This is a genomic window from Paenibacillus sp. J22P51, assembly GCF_059692215.1.
The window spans coordinates 1-16686 of the sequence record NZ_JCAUAZ010000026.1; the positions used below are offsets into that span (position 1 = coordinate 1).

Below are 16686 nucleotides of genomic sequence, written 5' to 3' on the forward strand. Positions count from 1 at the left end.
CGCCGCCAGCGTTCGTCCTGAGCCAGGATCAAACTCTCCATAATAGTTTGGACAATTGCTTGTCCGTATATCTGAAAGCTTAATTGCTCATTTGCGTTGCTAGCGAGATTTCGCAATCTCTTTTTTGAACGATTTCTCGTTCGTGCTTACTCACTCGTTGTTCAGTTTTCAAAGATCAATTTCTTTCGGTTTTCTTCGCCATCCGTTTAGCGGCGACTTTTTAAATATACCACAGTGCCTACGAAGATTGCAAGTCTTTTTTTGAAATCTTTTTTTTCAAACCTCAATTTCAATTAGACTCACTCGCTTTGTTTCGAAGGGACGAGTTATAAAGTAACACAGGTAGAGAGGGTAAGTCAAGCACTTACCCCCTATTTTTTTTGAGCTTGGTAATTACGGTTTCTGGCATACTTCGATATTTCCTTTGGTGTTGCTAAGCGAGCATACATCCTAAAGATGACTTTGTATCTGGATTCTATTGCTCCCTTTATCTCTTGATCAATTCTCTTATCGTTGAGATCGAATAGCATTTCGTCTAATTCTTTGCGCAGCACATAATCTAATTCTCTACATTCTCTCTCATTGAACAAAAATCCGAGCATACATCCATCCAAACCCCTCTCGACTGTAGAGATTCATGGCACTAACAGTTCGTTAGGCAGACATGGAAGGGAGAATCTTACACCTTCTTCATTTCTGCCTTATTGTTATGCTCAGATTTTGCCAGTTTTATGACAGAGAGATTGAAAATATTTTACAAATGCACCAACCAGTAGGTGAGTGTGCTTTCTATTACCGCTGCAATCAAAAGAAGAACCACGATTACAATGCTGAGCGGCTTGGTTAATTGGAGTATTCTCATAAATTCAATTCGAGCACTTCTTTTCTCAGCAGGCACGAGCAGCTGCACACCCATTTTCCAAACTAACAACCCTAACTTCAATCCATAAGCACACGCAAGTAATATGACAGGGATCTCTATGATACCATGCGGCAGTATTCCCTTTAGGATGATGGTTATTGTGCTTTCATTTGTCTGCAAGGAGAGCACATAACCTAGGATCATCCCGTTTGCGATTAACATAAACAGAGGAATAACACCTAGAAGAAGTCCACTGAACACAACAAGCACAGACTTAATCGCATTATTTAGAAAAATGAAAATGAACAACCACACCTGAGGGTTTTCTTTGGTGCTTATCGATTTAATCAGTGGCTGGAGTCCCTCTAACTGCTTTTCCAAAAAGTGTGAAAACTGCTCAGAGTTCGCCCATCCCATATAAAAACTAAAACCAAAAACAAGTACTACTACGATAAAGTAATGTTTCATTTCTTTAAAATGTCTTAGCATTGCTTGTAAATTCATTTGTAGTTCCTCCAATTTCGGAAGCATAAGTGCTATGTGTACGAGCATACATTATTTACTAAAGGGTATACAAGCTTATTAACTGCCTGACATAAAGGAGGTACAAGCTATTTATGAACTACTTTTTTGTAATCAACGCACGCAAATTCAAACAATACTTATTCATTGCTCTTGCCATTATCTTCTCCGCGGCCATTGTATATTCCGAACAGAGTAATGTATCTGTCTTTATGAACTCTGAACCCTCGGCTATTTACAGTGTGCAAACCGAAAAGAAGGTTATTGCCCTAACCTTTGATATCTCCTGGGGGGACACACGCGCTGAACCCATTTTGAAAATATTGAAGGACAATGGCGTTAAAGATGCGACGTTCTTCTTATCTTCACCTTGGAGCAAAAGTCATCCTAACGTCGTTGCAAATATTAAAAGCTATGGTTTTGAGATTGGTAGTCACGGCAATAAATTTGACAACTATAGTAAGCTTAGCGATGAGGAAATTCGTAATGAGATCTCTATAGCTCATGGGATTTTAACAGAATTAATTGGAAAAGAACCAAATCTCATCCGTCTACCTAATGGTGATTTCGATAAACGCGTATTACGCATTGCTGATGAACTCGGCTATTCCGTTATCCAGTGGGACACAGATTCTCAAGATTGGCTTAATAAAGGCGTCGACACTCTGGTTAACCGCGTAGTAAGTAAGGCACATCCTGGGGATATCGTCTTGCTCCATGCAAGTGACTCCTCGCAACAAACACATGAGGCTTTACCTGCAATCATTCAACAATTACGAGCTAAAGGGTACCAATTCGTGAGCGTGAGTGAGCTAATTAAACAAACGCAGGTCGATACTACCCCTGTTGAGGATCAAGCAATGAAACAAATTCATTGATGTACAAAAATAAATAGATTTGAAAAAAAGAGCTAATTGAATTAGCTCTTTTTGTTATCCAGTATTTTATGTAAGGTCAGAATTTGCCATGCATTACAAACGAATAACGGTGCCAACATAAAGAGACTCGATGCTGTATTATCCAATTTCAATGCAGGTACAGCCTCAAGGACAGTAACAGCACACATAAAGAACAAGGTAGGTATGAACGCATTCCGATTCGTCATCTTTACCTTCCAATAGCTTACGGCCAAGGAAATCAAGAGAACGAATGCCGGCAAAACGAAGTATCCAAGTAATGATTCTGAGCCTTCGAAATTTGTTTTCCTCAAGTAGACGAGGTCGAATAAAACAACAATGACAACGGCAAGCTGTAAAAGATCCCACACTGTTTTGGAACGTATAATACCAACCGCAATGAATCTAACGATTAAATAAGCGAAAAAGCCCATTTGACTCAATACACTTATGGTAGCCCCACCGAGAATCATATTTACCAGATTAAATCCAACTGCTGATAAACCCATTACAGAAAATTCTTTGTCTGAAAATTGAAGGATAAGTCCAACCCCAGTGGATACCACAATACCTAATACTAGTGTTGTCCAAAATAAATGAAACCATTTACGCAACGTCACGTTTAATTACCTCCACACATCAACTCTAATTGTTAATTGTACCAACCTTTGCGATAAAAAGCCAATAATGACCCCTAATAATCTGACCTTAACCACGCATACTAAGACTATTAAAGTTAAGGGAAGGGAGCATGTAGTTATGTTAAAAACAAGACTTAGAAAGCTTCAAGTCCTACCGGTCGTTTCAATGGCTTTACTTCTCGCTTCTTGTGGAACTGATAACTCATCACAAGGCCAATCACAAGCGGCTACGTATAAAGAGCAGAAAACGATGATCCTCGATATTCTGAAATCAGACGATGGCAAGAAAGCGATTAGCGCTGCAAATCGTAGCATTATGAACGGGGAAGTTGGCACGAACAGCTTTGCCGGTCAATCGCAGATTAAACTATTGTCAGCTAATGAATCACTCCAGCTTCAGATGGCTGTAAAGGATGTTCTAACTGCTAAGGAAAATAATAAGTTTTTAGCTGATATGATGAAGGACCCTAAATTCGCAGGAGACTTCGCTGCTGCGATTCAAAAAGAAACCAAGCAAATGTTTAAAGAATTATTGAAAGATCCTACGTATCAAAAATCACTCATTGATGTAATGAAAAATCCGGATTATGAGAAAATGGTATTGGATGTTATGAAAACAGCGCCATATCGTCAACAAATGATGACAGTCATGGAAGAATCCATTCAAAGTCCTTTGTTTCGGGCACAGTTGGTTGAATTACTTAAATCTGCAATTGAACAGCAAAGTAAGCCTGATCAAATGCCTTCTGCGAAAAGCCAGGAGAAAGGTGCGGATTCAGGTAAAGAAGGCGATAAAAAAGAACAAGGCGGCGATGAAAAGAAGAAGGATGACTCCTCTGGCGGCTCCGAAAAACAAGGTGAAGAGAAAAAAGATAGTGGTTCAGACTCTGGTTCTTAAAATAAAAAGGAAGAGGTTGCAGCCTAATGCTGCTCCCTCTTCCTTTTCTCATTTCTCAAGCTTTGCTATCATTCTATCCGCTATTTCTAAATAGATTTGCCCTGTTTTGGATTCAGCCTTGTACACGGACGGCGAATAATCCTTTTCAGAAATGTGGTTATCCGGAGCCCCTAATGGGATTTGTGCTAATAGCTCACTATGTAGATCTTCTGCAAGCTTAGCTCCGCCACCTTTCCCGAAAATGTAATCAATGCTGCCATCTTTACTTTCATAGTAAGACATATTCTCAACGATTCCCAGAATTTCATGGTTCGTCTGAATGGCCATAGCACCAGCTCTTGCAGCTACGAAAGCAGCTGTTGCATGTGGCGTCGTGACAATAACTTCTTTACTTTGCGGGATAAGTTGATGAACATCTAACGCAACATCACCTGTTCCTGGCGGAAGGTCTAGCAAGATGTACTCAACATCTCCCCAGTTCACTTCATTGAAAAAGTTACGCAGCATCTTCCCAAGCATCGGCCCACGCCATACAACAGGTGCATTGTCTTGGACAAAGAAACCCATTGATATCACTTTTACTCCGAATTTCTCAACAGGAATAATCACATTTTCAACGAGCTGCGGCTGTTCTTCAATCCCCATCATATCAGGAATACTGAAACCATAAATATCCGCATCGATGATCCCTACTTTTTTCCCCTTACGCGCTAGCGCAACTGCTAGATTAACTGTGACAGTTGATTTACCAACGCCACCTTTACCACTGGCAACAGCGATAAACTCGACCGTAGAGGATTGTCCAAGAATCGGTTGCTGGATAGGAGGTTGAACCGGCTTCGGCGGTGCCGCTTGATCTGACTGATGTGCAGGACCTTCCAATCTACTGCGTTCATGGTCTGTCATCAATCTAAAACGGATATGAACCTGTGGTACTCCTATATTTGCTAAAGATTGTTGAATGAATGCTTTGGCTTGCTCCTTGTATCCCTCATTCTCTGTTACTACAATTAAACTTAAGGATACGGCATCTTCCTTCACCATTACATCACGAATCAAGTTCAGTTCTACTACACTTTTATTAAATTGAGGTTCCATTAGCGAGTTCAACGCTTCTAGGATTTGATCTTTATGTACCATAGCCACATCACACCTTTATTGGGACATTGTCTTTGCGGCTTTAATTATAACACATTATGAAGCAGAACCCACTTTTTCCCCCGCAAAATATCTCAAAATCCCTTGATATACGGAAGCAGCTAGCATCTTCTGATAATTCTCGTCTGCAAGTAATTTGGCTTCTTCGGGGTTTGAAAGAAAGCCTACCTCAACGAGTGCACTTGGGATTTTCAACGTCTTTAACAGATACACAGTCTTATCAGCTAGCTTAGCAACACGGTCGGTATTTTCCAGATTACGCCTAAGTTCAGCTTGAATTAATGCAGCTAAGTTAGGATTATCGGGATTGTTCAAGTAGTAGAACGTTTGTGCGCCTCTCCATTTTTCAGAAGGTATACTGTTCAAATGGATACTCAAAAACAAATCGGCATTATTGTTTTGAATCAAGTCTGCGCGGTTGTGAAGATCCTGCGTCTTACGTTTGCTATAGCCTTTCGTGCCGGACTCCGCTAGGTCAGTATCCGTTTCTCTTGTTAGTACTACGACTGCACCAGCTTGTTGTAAATAATCACGCAACCGCAAGGTGATCGCCAGATTGATATCTTTCTCAATAACTCCATCCTTGCTCTCTGCTCCGCCATCTGGACCACCATGACCGGCGTCTAGCGCAATTGTCTTGCCCGATAGAGGAAGCGCCCAATCTGACCACGTCTTCGTTGTAGGGAGCTCGTACGCATAAATAAAGACAACCAATGCAAGCAGAAAAGCGGAAAGCATTAGTTTCAGACTACTGTGAAAGGTCAGCCAGACCACTAACCTTTTCTTCCTTTTACGCATAAAAAATCCACCTCTGTTCCCCTATAGACTCTGTAACATCTATATGGGACAGGGTGGACAAATATGCCAGACTTACACTTGGCGTTATTCCCATTTCTTCAGCAGTAAAATTACTGAATATCTCTTGCGCTTCATACGTGCCGTAATAGTCACCAACGCCTGCATGATCGCGTCCAACGATGAAATGCGTACAACCATAGTTTCTACGCACAATCGCATGTAGAATCGCCTCACGCGGCCCAGCATAACGCATAGCAGCTGGATAAACACCTAAGAAAGTGCGATCCTTCGGAAAATAATTTCCTAGTAAGACTAAGTAACTTTTCATACGTAAGTCAGCTGAAATATCATCGGATTTCGTTTCACCAACAAGCGGGTTCATGTGCACGGTGCACCGGATTACGCGTTTGGAAGCCTACAACCGTTTTCCAATCGTCCATGCATTTACACGAATTTGTTTCAATTCTGCCGCTTGCTTTAGAAGTAGATTTCTTTGTTCTGCCGGCACTAAGCGGTAAATAAGCTCTCCGCCATGCGGTTTAATTGTTGTCATTAACGTTTCCTCTATAATCTAAAACTAAATGTAAAGGCCTTACTTATGAAGACCACATTCTGTTTTCTCAATACTTGCCCAACGTCCTGCGCGAGGATCTTCACCTTCAGCAACTTGGCGTGTGCAGTGTGTGCAACCGATACTAGGATAGTTACGATCATGAAGTGGGTTATAGATAACATCGTTATCGCGGATATATTGCCATACATCTTCCGACGTCCAACTAGCTAATGGATTAAATTTGATTAGACCAAATTTCACATCATATTCAACCTTTTTGGCATTAGCACGAGTAGGAGCTTGATCGCGGCGGATACCTGTAATCCAAGCATCGTAGTTTTTAAGAATGTCCGTTAATGGATCAACTTTACGAATGTTGCAGCATTGGTTCGCATCACTCTTCCAAAGCTCATCGCCAAATTTCTCTGCTTGCTCTTCGAGCGTTAGTTTAGGCAATACTTGAACGAACTTCGTACCATAGTGCTTCTCAAGACGCTCTTTCGTTTCATACGTTTCATCAAAATGTACATTCGTATCCAAGTAAAAAATATCTACGTTAGGGTTAATTTTTTGAAGCATGTCAACAAGCACAACATCTTCAGCCCCAAAACTACAAGCTAGTGTTAAACTTCCGAACGTATCTACAGCAAGTTTCAATACGGCTTCAGGCGATTGATTTTCGAATTCTTCCGCTGCTTTCGTCACAAATGCTTCTTTTTCAAATAGATTCACCGTACGATTCCTCCAATAGTCGACAATCCCGACTGCTATTGTATGATTTATAATTTTATTATATATGACTTCTACAAGGTGTCAATGACTTTTCATCATTTTGGTATTAACTTCTTTTAACAGGACCTCTTCGGATGAAATCAGCAAGTATTTTTAACATAAAAAAAGAAAAACCCTTCCAGCCATGAGCCGAAAAGGTTTTTCTTGAGTGCCAGAGGCACAAAATCTTAACGTTTGGAGAATTGAGGAGCACGACGTGCTGCTTTCAATCCGTATTTTTTACGCTCTTTCATACGGGAATCACGTGTTAGGAATCCAGCTTTTTTCAAGGATCCACGGTATTCCGGATCAGCTTTTAACAATGCACGGGAGATACCGTGACGAATTGCGCCAGCTTGTCCGCTGATTCCGCCACCATTTGCAAGTACTAGAACATCGTATTGACCGATAGTTTCAGTTAAAGCAAGTGGTTGTTTAACGATTAGTTTCAACGTTTCTAGACCGAAATACTCATCTAGATCACGTTTATTGATAATGATGCGTCCTTCACCCGGTATTAAGCGAACACGCGCTACCGAATGTTTACGACGACCCGTTCCATAATATTGAACTTGTGCCACGAAACGTTCCTCCTTATATTAACCGCGAAGATTCCAGACTTCTGGTAGTTGTGCTTGGTGCGGATGCTCTGCTCCACCGTAGACTTTAAGCTTAGTTTTCAAGCTGTCGCCAAGACGGTTCTTAGGAAGCATACCATGAACTGCGAATTCGATCATACGATCAGGCTTAGTGTTAAGTAAGTCCTGAGCGGAAGTCACTTTCAAACCACCTTGGTACAAAGAGTGACGGTAGTACATTTTGTTTTGCATTTTCTTACCAGTAAGCTTAATTTGGGAAGCATTGATAACAACAACGAAATCACCAGTATCTACGTGTGGAGTGAACTCCGGTTTGTGCTTACCGCGGATAATGCTAGCAACTTCACTTGCAAGACGGCCAAGTGTTTGGCCTGCAGCGTCAACAATGTACCATTTACGCTCTACTTCATTTGGCTTAGCCATATATGTGGTGCGCATGCTTAATCCTCCTAAAAATATATCTGAAATACATAAGTTATAGTTGTAAATTTAACATAAGCGATGGATAGTTATGGTCATTTGTGATCAGGGGCTGTGGGGTAGCCGATCACGAAACGCCAAGTTATATTTTACACGATAATGTCTTAAGAAGCAAGTGGTGATGATAACTTTTTAATAGTCAACTTTCCACAAGGTTAACCCCATGGCTTCAGCTGTAGGACCCGCTTGAGACCGATCTCTGGCCTCGAGAACACGCTGCAAGTCGCTGGGTGGTCTCTTACCCTCACCGATCTGAATCAATGTCCCTACGATGATCCTCACCATGTTATAAAGAAAGCCATTCCCCGATATAATCAACCGGATACGCTCTACTTTACCTGTCGCCAACAACTCATCGGTTTCCGTCTCCATACGTACCTCATACAAGGTTCTCACTTTGATTTCCTTATCCGTTCTCACTGTACAAAACGAAGTAAAATCATGCTCACCTAGCAAACAAGGGAGCGCCTCTCTCATGGCTTCCACATTTAAAGGCGTGGGGTGATGATACTCGTAGTTGCGGTGAAAGACATCAGGGAAGCGCGCCGAACGAATCGTATAACAGTACGTCTTACGTTTCGCGGCTTTGCGAGAGTGAAAAGTAGGAAGGACTTCTTCTGCAGTATGTGCGACGATATCCCTGGGTAGTCTAGCATTTAGAGCTAAACACCATCGTTCCACTGGAATCTTAGAACTCGTTGTAAAATTAATAACTTGTGCTTTCGCATGAACACCGGCATCTGTACGCCCTGATGAAATGACTTTCACTGTCTCACCTGTCAACAAGAACACAGCTTGTTCTAAGCGATATTGCACAGTGTCAGATCTAGGCTGTATCTGGAATCCAGAATAAGATGTACCATCGTAGCTTATGGTAAAACGTAGATTTCTCAAGGCTTGTTCCTCCATGAGTCATCCTTTCTACCTAGTCTGAGTTGCTTACGCAACTCTCATCACTAGAATGCGATCCAAGACTGCAAAAAAAGGGCTTCACCAGAATCTAGTGATTCCGTCCACCCTTTCCCATCCGTCTTCTATGCGCGATCTACTAGCTCTAGGTAAACCATTGGTGCTGCGTCACCGCGGCGTGGTCCCAGTTTAAGGATACGAGTGTATCCACCTGGACGCTCGGAATAACGTGGAGCCAATTCAGAGAATAGTTTTTGAATCGCATCTTGATTTTCGTTAGCAGCTTCTCTACGAACAAAAGCAGCAACCTGACGGCGTGCATGAAGATCTCCGCGTTTCGCAAGAGTAATTAACTTCTCAGCGATTGAACGAATTTCTTTTGCTTTTGCTTCTGTTGTTTGAATGCGCTCATGTATGAACAGATCCGTTACCAGATCACGAAATAATGCTTTACGATTACTGGAATCGCGGTTCAATTTTCTGTAGTTCATTGAGTTAACCTCCTTCTGACAAGATTATTCCTCGGTACGTAGACCCAGCCCCAGCTCTTCGAGCTTCTCTTGAACTTCTTCAAGGGATTTGCGACCTAAGTTCCGAACTTTCATCATGTCTTCTTCTGTTTTGGTAATCAGCTCTTGTACGGTATTAATCCCTGCACGTTTGAGACAGTTGTAAGAACGAACGGAAAGGTCTAGTTCTTCGATAGTCATCTCAAGAACTTTCTCTTTCTTATCTTCTTCTTTTTCAACCATAATCTCAGCGTCTTTTGCTTCATCCGTCAAACCTACGAACAAGAGCAAATGTTCAGTTAAGATTTTAGCGCCCAAGCTTACTGCTTCTTCTGGTCGAATACTTCCATCGGTCCACACTTCGAGGGTCAACTTATCATAGTTAGTCACTTGGCCGACGCGAGTATTCTCAATAGCGTAGTTTACCCGAGTAATAGGCGTGTAGATTGAATCAATTGGAATTACACCAATTGGTTGCTCTTCATGCTTATTTTTGTCTGATTGGACGTAACCGCGCCCTCTGCCCGCATGAATCCTCATATGAAGACGTGCATCTGGAGATAGGGTAGCGATGTGTAGATCCGGGTTAAGGATCTCAACATCACTATCACCACGGATATCAGCCGCAGTAATATTACCTTCTCCTTCAGCATCAATTTCTAGCACTTTCTCCTCATCGGAGTGAATCTTCAACGATAAGCCTTTCAAATTGAGGATAATTTCCGTAACATCCTCAAGTACGCCAGGAATCGTTGAAAATTCGTGCAAAACGCCATCGATTTGGACAGAGGTTACTGCTGCCCCCGGCAAGGAGGACAGTAAGATACGACGTAGTGAGTTTCCTAAGGTTGTACCGTAGCCACGCTCCAACGGCTCGATGATAAATCTACCATAAGCGCCATCTTCACTTAATGCTACAGTTTCTATTTTTGGCTTTTCGATTTCGATCATGAAATGTACCCTCCATTCAATACGTCGGTTCCCTCTGGATACTTCGTTGAAAATTTCATAGTATGCCTATCCTTCAAACCATTATTCACGATTTTGGAATAATTATACTACAAAGTGATCCTGAATTATACGCGACGACGTTTTGGAGGACGGCAGCCATTATGAGGAACCGGAGTCACGTCTTTAATCAGGTTTACTTCAAGACCTGCTGCTTGCAAAGAGCGGATTGCTGCTTCGCGGCCAGCGCCCGGACCTTTAACCATAACTTCAACTGTTTTTAAGCCATGCTCCATTGCTGCTTTAGCTGCTTTTTCAGCTGCCATTTGTGCTGCGAAAGGAGTACTTTTACGGGAACCTTTGAATCCAAGGTTTCCTGAACTTGCCCAAGAAATTGCGTTACCATGCGGATCCGTGATCGTTACGATCGTGTTGTTAAATGTTGAACGGATGTGTGCTACACCGCTCTCAATATTTTTCCGGTCACGACGTTTCGTACGGACGACTTTTTTAGGTTTTGCCATTAGCTCTAACCCCCTTTATTATTTCTTCTTATTAGCTACTGTACGACGAGGACCTTTACGTGTACGAGCATTTGTTTTAGTACGTTGACCACGAACAGGAAGACCACGGCGGTGACGAAGACCACGGTAGGATCCGATTTCGATTAGACGTTTGATGTTTAGGGAAATTTCACGGCGAAGATCGCCTTCTACTTTAAGGGTTTTGTCAATTACATCACGGATCTTGCTCACTTCATCTTCAGTCAAGTCACGAACGCGAGTACTCGCATCGATACCTGTGGAAGCAATGATTTTCTGAGCAGTTGTAGTGCCGATACCGAAAATGTAAGTCAACGCGATTACAACTCGTTTGTCACGAGGTAAGTCAACTCCAGCTAAACGTGCCATCTACAGAATGCACCTCCTTTTAACCTTGTTTTTGTTTGTGCTTAGGTGTTTCGCAAATTACCATTACTTTGCCTTTACGGCGAATGACTTTACATTTCTCACAAATCGGTTTTACTGACGGTCTTACTTTCATTTTAAGCCCTCCTTTTCATCGTAAGCAACCATGTTGCGTTTTCGTTAGAAAACTTGCTTCGTAAGCATACGTCTTGAGAGAGTATTACTTCTAAGCCGAGCATTTATTTGAAACGGTAGGTTATACGGCCTCTCGTCAAATCATAAGGCGATAATTCTACGGTAACCTTATCTCCAGGCAAAATGCGGATAAAATGCATTCTGATTTTCCCTGAAACATGGGCTAGGATTTTATGACCATTTTCCAATTCAACTTTAAACATTGCATTCGGAAGAGGTTCAATCACTGTACCTTCTACTTCAATTACATCTTCTTTGGCCACAGTCATTCTCCTTTCTCTTGTGCTTCAACTTGCATAAGTTCAACGAATTTGGCGATTGCAAAGCGCAATTTCCCATTAGTCACACGACCTGTTTCCCTAATGCTTGACGCTACTTCACTGCTAATCGTTTCTTGTAAATGAAGATGATTCAGGTTCTTCTTCTTCGGCTGATCGAATTTGCGATGATCGCCGTCGGCAAGCCAGACAAAACGATGATCTTCAATCCCAATCACGACCGCATATTCTCCGGGATCTCTACCGCGAAGCACCTTTACGATTTGACCCACTTGCGGAATCTTACTATCCACTCAGTTCACCTACGATCTAGGCAAAGTTAATATTTCATAACCAGCTGCCGTTATAGCAACCGTATGTTCGAAATGAGCACATAGGGTTCGATCCGAAGTGACTACAGTCCAATCGTCTTCGAGTGTTTGGACAAATCTTTCGCCAACAACCACCATGGGTTCAATGGCTAGGACCATGCCTGGTTTGAGTCGAGGACCTTTGTCAGGAATACCATAGTTCGGAATTTGGGGTTCTTCGTGAAGATCCGTTCCAATACCATGACCGACATACTCTATAACCACGGAGAAGCCTGCGTCTTCAATACAAGTTTGGATTGCATGCGACAACGTGTAGAGTCTAGCATCCGGTTTAGCTTCTGCAATGCCTCGATAGAGTGATGCTTCTGTTACAGTCAACAAACGCTGAGCAGTTTCAGAAATTTCACCGACAGGATATGTCCAAGCAGAATCTCCATGATAACCTTTATATTGAGCACCAATATCAATACTGATAATGTCGCCCTCAACGAGCTTTCTTGGACCAGGAATACCATGAACTAATTCTTCGTTGACTGAAGCACAAATGCTCCCAGGAAAACCATTGTAACCTTTGAAAGATGGAATTGCTCCCTGACTGCGAATGAATTCCTCTGCGATCTGATCAAGTTCTTTCGTTGTAATGTTCGGACGAATCGCCCTTGCCAATAAGCGGTGCGTTTCGGCTACGATACGACCAGCTTCTCGCATTAGGTCTAGTTCAACCTCGGACTTACAAATGATCATTACGCTAGACCTCGTAGCAGTGAGCTAATTTGTTCGGTTACCGCATGAATGTCTTGTTCCCCGTTAACCTCACGCAATAATTCCCTCTTTTGGTAGTAATCCAGAAGCGGAGCCGTTTTGTTGATGTATTCATCCAAACGTGTTCCGACTTTCTCTTCCGTATCATCAGATCGTTGGTACAACTCACCGGAACATTTATCGCATACGCCTTCTTGCTGAGGTGGGTTGAAGATGACATGATACGTAGAACCACAGGATTTACAAATTCTTCGGCCAGTTAGTCGTGCTAACAGATAACTGCGATCAACAGCTAGATTGATTACGACCTCAATCTTCTTACCAAGAGATTCAACGATGTCAGACAATGCATCTGCTTGAGCTACCGTTCTAGGAAACCCATCGAGCAAAAATCCTTTATCGCAATCCGGCTGGGCAAGACGCTCTCTCACAATGCCGTTCGTTATTTCATCAGGAACAAGAAGCCCTTTATCTACATATCCTTTGGCTTCGATACCCATTGGAGTACCTTGGCTCATTGCTGCGCGAAATGCATCGCCAGTTGAGATATGAGGAATTTGAAATGCGGAAACGATTTTCTCTGCTTGCGTACCTTTGCCTGCACCAGGAGGCCCCATAAATATTACGTTCACAATTAAAACCTCCCCATCGCACTCGGCATTACGAACAGCACAATAGGTGCCGATGTCGCAGAACTTGCCCCATCAGAACCTATTAGCTATTTATTGATGAACCCTTTGTAATGACGCTTAATCAATTGGCTCTCGATTTGCTTCATAGTCTCAAGACCAACGCCTACTACGATAAGTAAAGAAGTACCACCTATTTTAACCGAACTAGGCAATCCAGCAAGTCCTCCAAATAGCATTGGAAGAATAGAAATTGCTGAGAGAAACAGAGCTCCAGACAGAGTAATTCTTGTCATTACGCGTGTCAGATAAGTCGATGTGGTTTTACCTGGTCTGATACCTGGTATGTATCCGCCATTTTTCTTCATCTGATCAGCCATTTGAACTGGATTAATTTGTACGAAGGTGTAAAAGTAAGTGAAACCAATAATCAGCAGTACATAAAGTACAATCGCTAATGGTGCAGTTTGGTTAATACTCAAGTTATTGATGATCCATTCTGCAACTACATTTCCTCTCCAGTAACTTGCAATGGTTGGAGGAAACATCAAAAGTGATAGTGCAAAGATTACAGGGATAACACCAGCAGCATTCACTTTAAGTGGAATGTGCGTTGTTTGCCCACCATACATTTTACGTCCAACTACTCGCTTAGCATATTGTACAGGTATCTTACGAACACCTTGTTGTACGAATATAACTCCAGCAATAATCAGAATAACAACTAACGCAATAATGATAAGTTTCACAATGTTCAGGAACAAAGCTCCATCGGTTGTAAATAGTGATTTGTAGATTTGTTGAATGCTTGTTGGAATCGCTGAAACGATACCAGCAAAGATGATAATGGAAATACCGTTACCAATTCCGTACTCCGTGATTTGCTCACCTAGCCACATCAAGAAAGCTGTACCAGCTGTCAACACGATAGCGATTAAAGCAAAGGTTGTAAACCCAGCATCAATAACCAAACCACTGTATAGGCGGTTAAAGCCGATTGATAAGCCGAAAGCTTGAATCAACCCTAGAACAATCGTACCGTAACGAGTCACCTGCGTCATTTTCTTTCTTCCGACATCTCCTTCTTTCGCCCATTGCGCAAAGCGCGGGATTACATCCATGGACAAAAGCTGAACAATGATCGAAGCCGTGATATAAGGCATAATTCCCATCGCGAAGATGGAGAATTGGAAGAGCGCACCGCCGGAGAACGTGTTAAGCAAACCAAAGACATCGCTCTGATTCGCTTGATCTTGAAGTTTCAGAACATCTGTATTAATGTTTGGTACCGGAATGAAGGCACCCAAACGGTAGACGATTAGCAAGATAAGCGTGAAGAGAATCCTTCTGCGTAAATCTTCTACTTTGAAGATGTTGGCTATGGTATTGAACATTAAATCACCTCGGTTTGACCGCCGGCAGCTTGGATTTTCTCAATCGCTGATTGAGAGAACTTATTCGCTTTAACGGTTAATTTTACTGTGATTTCACCGTTTCCTAAAATCTTAATGCCGTCTTTAGGAGCTTTAACAATACCAGTCTCCATCAATACTTCTGGAGTAACTTCTGTACCAGCTGCGAAATTGTTCAAATCTTCAAGATTAACGATCGCGTACTCCGTACGGAAACGGTTCGTGAATCCACGTTTAGGTAAACGACGGTACAATGGGTTTTGTCCACCCTCAAATCCAGGACGAACGCCTCCACCGGAACGTGCGTTTTGACCTTTATGTCCGCGAGTTGATGTTTTACCCATGCCGCTACTTGTACCACGGCCAACACGTTTACGAGTGTGACGAGAACCAGTAGCAGAACTTAGCTCATGTAACTTCATCGTTGCACACCTCCTCTAGATCTTAAATTCGTATTTCTATGCTTCGATTTCTTTAACTTCTACCAAATGGCTTACTTGATTAACCATGCCTCTGATTGCAGCATTATCTTGATGAAGAACAGTTTGGTTCAACTTGCGCAGACCAAGTGTTTTCACAGTAATGCGTTGTGTTTCAGGACGGCCGATCAAGCTGCGTTTTAGGGTAACCTGTAATTGTTTAGCCATGTTTACCCCTCCTAACCTAATAGCTCTTGAACAGTTTTACCGCGAAGCTTTGCAACTTCTTCCGCTTTTTTCAAGCGGCTCAAGCCTTCAAGCGTTGCGTTAACCATGTTCATGGAGTTCGATGAACCTAGGGATTTTGTCAAGATATCGCCTACACCAGCAAGTTCAAGTACTGCACGAACTGGACCGCCTGCGATAACTCCTGTACCTTGGGATGCTGGCTTCAATAGAACGCGTCCTGCGCCAAATTTACCAGTAACAAGGTGAGGAATCGAAGTGCCTACGATAGGAACATGAATCAAGTTCTTTTTCGCATCTTCAATGCCTTTACGGATTGCATCTGGAACTTCGGAAGCTTTACCGATTCCTGCACCAACCCAGCCATTGCCATCGCCAACGACAACAAGTGCGCTGAAGCTGAAACGACGTCCGCCTTTTACTACTTTAGCTACGCGATTAATATTTACGACTTTTTCTGTTAGCTCTAAAGTATTAGGATCTACACGCAAGTCTTTTACCTCCTTATTAATGTATTTCTAGAATTCAAGACCAGCTTCACGAGCTGCGTCAGCCAATGCTTGAACACGTCCATGATAAAGGTATCCACCGCGGTCAAAAACCACTTTGTCTAAACCTTTTTCTTTCGCACGTGCTGCGATTAATGCGCCAACTTTACGAGCAGCTTCAACGTTACCACCGTTACCAATATCACTTTTCAGCTCTTTATCTTGAGTCGAAGCTGCAACGATTGTTACACCAGTTGTATCATCGATTAGTTGAGCATACATATGTTTGGATGAACGGAAAATGTTCAAACGTGGGCGAAGAGTTGTACCTTCAATTTTCTTACGAACACGAAGGTGTCTTTTCAGACGAGCTTTATTTTTATCGCTTTTAGTAATCATCTATACTTACACTCCTTTCATCATCTTATGATGCGAGGCTTATGCTTACGTAGCAAGTTTTCAATAGAAAACTCTTAGCTATTACCCGCGATCTT

26 protein-coding genes and 1 pseudogene are annotated in these 16686 nt (G+C 42.3%); 2 read left to right on the forward strand and 25 right to left on the reverse strand.

The features are described from left to right. Nucleotides 1–371 precede the first annotated feature (371 nt). Together AC58QC_RS29255 and AC58QC_RS29260 are read right to left on the reverse strand one after the other, a co-directional pair. Nucleotides 372–602: a hypothetical protein gene (locus AC58QC_RS29255; protein WP_056618222.1), complete on the reverse strand. Its 231-nt coding sequence runs from the start codon at nucleotides 600–602 to the stop codon at nucleotides 372–374. Between the two features lie 152 nt (nucleotides 603–754). Further along, entirely contained in the window at nucleotides 755–1366 is a 612-nt protein-coding gene (locus tag AC58QC_RS29260) for a stage II sporulation protein M (protein ID WP_497418533.1), read from the reverse strand. 113 nt (nucleotides 1367–1479) lie between these two features. Between AC58QC_RS29260 and pdaB the strand changes: the two genes are divergently transcribed. Beyond that, nucleotides 1480–2262, forward strand: coding sequence for a polysaccharide deacetylase family sporulation protein PdaB (gene pdaB / locus AC58QC_RS29265; RefSeq protein ID WP_497418534.1), 783 nt, complete (start codon nucleotides 1480–1482; stop codon nucleotides 2260–2262). 41 nt (nucleotides 2263–2303) lie between these two features. Here pdaB and AC58QC_RS29270 read toward each other — a convergent pair whose 3' ends face one another. Continuing rightward, nucleotides 2304–2900, reverse strand: a complete 597-nt coding sequence (locus AC58QC_RS29270) for a KinB-signaling pathway activation protein (protein WP_497418535.1) — start codon at nucleotides 2898–2900, stop codon at nucleotides 2304–2306. 139 nt (nucleotides 2901–3039) lie between these two features. Here AC58QC_RS29270 and gerD point away from each other — a divergent pair, with 139 nt between their 5' ends. Continuing rightward, complete coding sequence (gene gerD, locus AC58QC_RS29275) at nucleotides 3040–3819, forward strand: spore germination lipoprotein GerD (RefSeq protein WP_497418536.1); 780 nt, start codon at nucleotides 3040–3042, stop codon at nucleotides 3817–3819. Nucleotides 3820–3867: 48 nt separating this feature from the next. Here the strand turns inward: gerD and salA are convergent, their stop codons facing one another. The 22 genes and pseudogenes from salA to rplR form a co-directional block, all read right to left on the reverse strand. Further along, the gene (gene salA, locus AC58QC_RS29280) at nucleotides 3868–4959 is read right to left on the reverse strand and encodes an iron-sulfur carrier protein/transcriptional regulator SalA (protein WP_497418537.1); all 1092 of its coding nucleotides are present in this window, start codon (nucleotides 4957–4959) and stop codon (nucleotides 3868–3870) included. 54 nt (nucleotides 4960–5013) lie between these two features. Then, nucleotides 5014–5775 carry an N-acetylmuramoyl-L-alanine amidase CwlD gene (cwlD, locus tag AC58QC_RS29285; protein ID WP_497418538.1) on the reverse strand — a complete coding sequence of 254 codons (762 nt, stop codon included), beginning with the start codon at nucleotides 5773–5775 and terminating at the stop codon, nucleotides 5014–5016. 79 nt (nucleotides 5776–5854) lie between these two features. Then, nucleotides 5855–6209, reverse strand: a pseudogene (gene sat / locus AC58QC_RS29290) (sulfate adenylyltransferase); the annotation flags it as partial. Then, nucleotides 6191–6328: a hypothetical protein gene (locus tag AC58QC_RS29295; RefSeq protein ID WP_497418539.1), complete on the reverse strand. Its 138-nt coding sequence runs from the start codon at nucleotides 6326–6328 to the stop codon at nucleotides 6191–6193. The gene AC58QC_RS29295 and the pseudogene sat, both read right to left, overlap by 19 nt. Before the next feature lie 39 nt (nucleotides 6329–6367). Next, nucleotides 6368–7060, reverse strand: coding sequence for a phosphoadenylyl-sulfate reductase (locus AC58QC_RS29300; RefSeq protein WP_497418540.1), 693 nt, complete (start codon nucleotides 7058–7060; stop codon nucleotides 6368–6370). A 227-nt stretch (nucleotides 7061–7287) separates the two neighbouring features. Then, nucleotides 7288–7680 carry a 30S ribosomal protein S9 gene (gene rpsI, locus AC58QC_RS29305; protein WP_028557465.1) on the reverse strand — a complete coding sequence of 131 codons (393 nt, stop codon included), beginning with the start codon at nucleotides 7678–7680 and terminating at the stop codon, nucleotides 7288–7290. Between the two features lie 18 nt (nucleotides 7681–7698). Continuing rightward, on the reverse strand, nucleotides 7699–8136 hold the full coding sequence (gene rplM / locus AC58QC_RS29310) for a 50S ribosomal protein L13 (RefSeq protein ID WP_497272906.1): 438 nt from the start codon (nucleotides 8134–8136) through the stop codon (nucleotides 7699–7701). A gap of 174 nt (nucleotides 8137–8310) precedes the next feature. Beyond that, on the reverse strand, nucleotides 8311–9072 hold the full coding sequence (truA, locus tag AC58QC_RS29315) for a tRNA pseudouridine(38-40) synthase TruA (RefSeq protein ID WP_497418541.1): 762 nt from the start codon (nucleotides 9070–9072) through the stop codon (nucleotides 8311–8313). Between the two features lie 140 nt (nucleotides 9073–9212). Beyond that, nucleotides 9213–9578, reverse strand: coding sequence for a 50S ribosomal protein L17 (gene rplQ, locus AC58QC_RS29320; RefSeq protein ID WP_056618253.1), 366 nt, complete (start codon nucleotides 9576–9578; stop codon nucleotides 9213–9215). 24 nt (nucleotides 9579–9602) lie between these two features. Beyond that, entirely contained in the window at nucleotides 9603–10547 is a 945-nt protein-coding gene (locus AC58QC_RS29325; protein WP_056618255.1) for a DNA-directed RNA polymerase subunit alpha, read from the reverse strand. 125 nt (nucleotides 10548–10672) lie between these two features. After that, the gene (rpsK, locus tag AC58QC_RS29330) at nucleotides 10673–11068 is read right to left on the reverse strand and encodes a 30S ribosomal protein S11 (protein WP_028557470.1); all 396 of its coding nucleotides are present in this window, start codon (nucleotides 11066–11068) and stop codon (nucleotides 10673–10675) included. An 18-nt stretch (nucleotides 11069–11086) separates the two neighbouring features. Next, a complete protein-coding gene (gene rpsM / locus AC58QC_RS29335) occupies nucleotides 11087–11455 on the reverse strand; it encodes a 30S ribosomal protein S13 (RefSeq protein WP_028557471.1) in 369 nt (122 codons plus the stop codon). 19 nt (nucleotides 11456–11474) lie between these two features. Next, nucleotides 11475–11588, reverse strand: coding sequence for a 50S ribosomal protein L36 (gene rpmJ, locus AC58QC_RS29340; protein WP_171632730.1), 114 nt, complete (start codon nucleotides 11586–11588; stop codon nucleotides 11475–11477). Nucleotides 11589–11691: 103 nt separating this feature from the next. Beyond that, on the reverse strand, nucleotides 11692–11910 hold the full coding sequence (infA, locus tag AC58QC_RS29345) for a translation initiation factor IF-1 (protein ID WP_009676800.1): 219 nt from the start codon (nucleotides 11908–11910) through the stop codon (nucleotides 11692–11694). 2 nt (nucleotides 11911–11912) lie between these two features. Then, nucleotides 11913–12218 (reverse strand): KOW domain-containing RNA-binding protein, encoded by a 306-nt coding sequence (locus AC58QC_RS29350; protein WP_274318823.1) that lies wholly within the window; start codon nucleotides 12216–12218, stop codon nucleotides 11913–11915. A gap of 9 nt (nucleotides 12219–12227) precedes the next feature. Next, nucleotides 12228–12980 (reverse strand): type I methionyl aminopeptidase, encoded by a 753-nt coding sequence (map, locus tag AC58QC_RS29355; protein ID WP_497272900.1) that lies wholly within the window; start codon nucleotides 12978–12980, stop codon nucleotides 12228–12230. Continuing rightward, nucleotides 12980–13630, reverse strand: coding sequence for an adenylate kinase (locus tag AC58QC_RS29360; protein ID WP_497418542.1), 651 nt, complete (start codon nucleotides 13628–13630; stop codon nucleotides 12980–12982). Before AC58QC_RS29360 ends, map begins: the two co-directional genes overlap by 1 nt. 86 nt (nucleotides 13631–13716) lie before the next feature. After that, the gene (gene secY, locus AC58QC_RS29365; RefSeq protein WP_497418543.1) at nucleotides 13717–15021 is read right to left on the reverse strand and encodes a preprotein translocase subunit SecY; all 1305 of its coding nucleotides are present in this window, start codon (nucleotides 15019–15021) and stop codon (nucleotides 13717–13719) included. Continuing rightward, nucleotides 15021–15461, reverse strand: a complete 441-nt coding sequence (gene rplO / locus AC58QC_RS29370) for a 50S ribosomal protein L15 (RefSeq protein ID WP_047683177.1) — start codon at nucleotides 15459–15461, stop codon at nucleotides 15021–15023. Before rplO ends, secY begins: the two co-directional genes overlap by 1 nt. A gap of 36 nt (nucleotides 15462–15497) precedes the next feature. Continuing rightward, complete coding sequence (gene rpmD, locus AC58QC_RS29375; protein WP_310502667.1) at nucleotides 15498–15686, reverse strand: 50S ribosomal protein L30; 189 nt, start codon at nucleotides 15684–15686, stop codon at nucleotides 15498–15500. Nucleotides 15687–15697: 11 nt separating this feature from the next. Continuing rightward, nucleotides 15698–16195: a 30S ribosomal protein S5 gene (rpsE, locus tag AC58QC_RS29380; RefSeq protein ID WP_056618277.1), complete on the reverse strand. Its 498-nt coding sequence runs from the start codon at nucleotides 16193–16195 to the stop codon at nucleotides 15698–15700. Nucleotides 16196–16222: 27 nt separating this feature from the next. After that, nucleotides 16223–16591 carry a 50S ribosomal protein L18 gene (gene rplR, locus AC58QC_RS29385; protein WP_497366665.1) on the reverse strand — a complete coding sequence of 123 codons (369 nt, stop codon included), beginning with the start codon at nucleotides 16589–16591 and terminating at the stop codon, nucleotides 16223–16225. Nucleotides 16592–16686 lie beyond the last annotated feature (95 nt).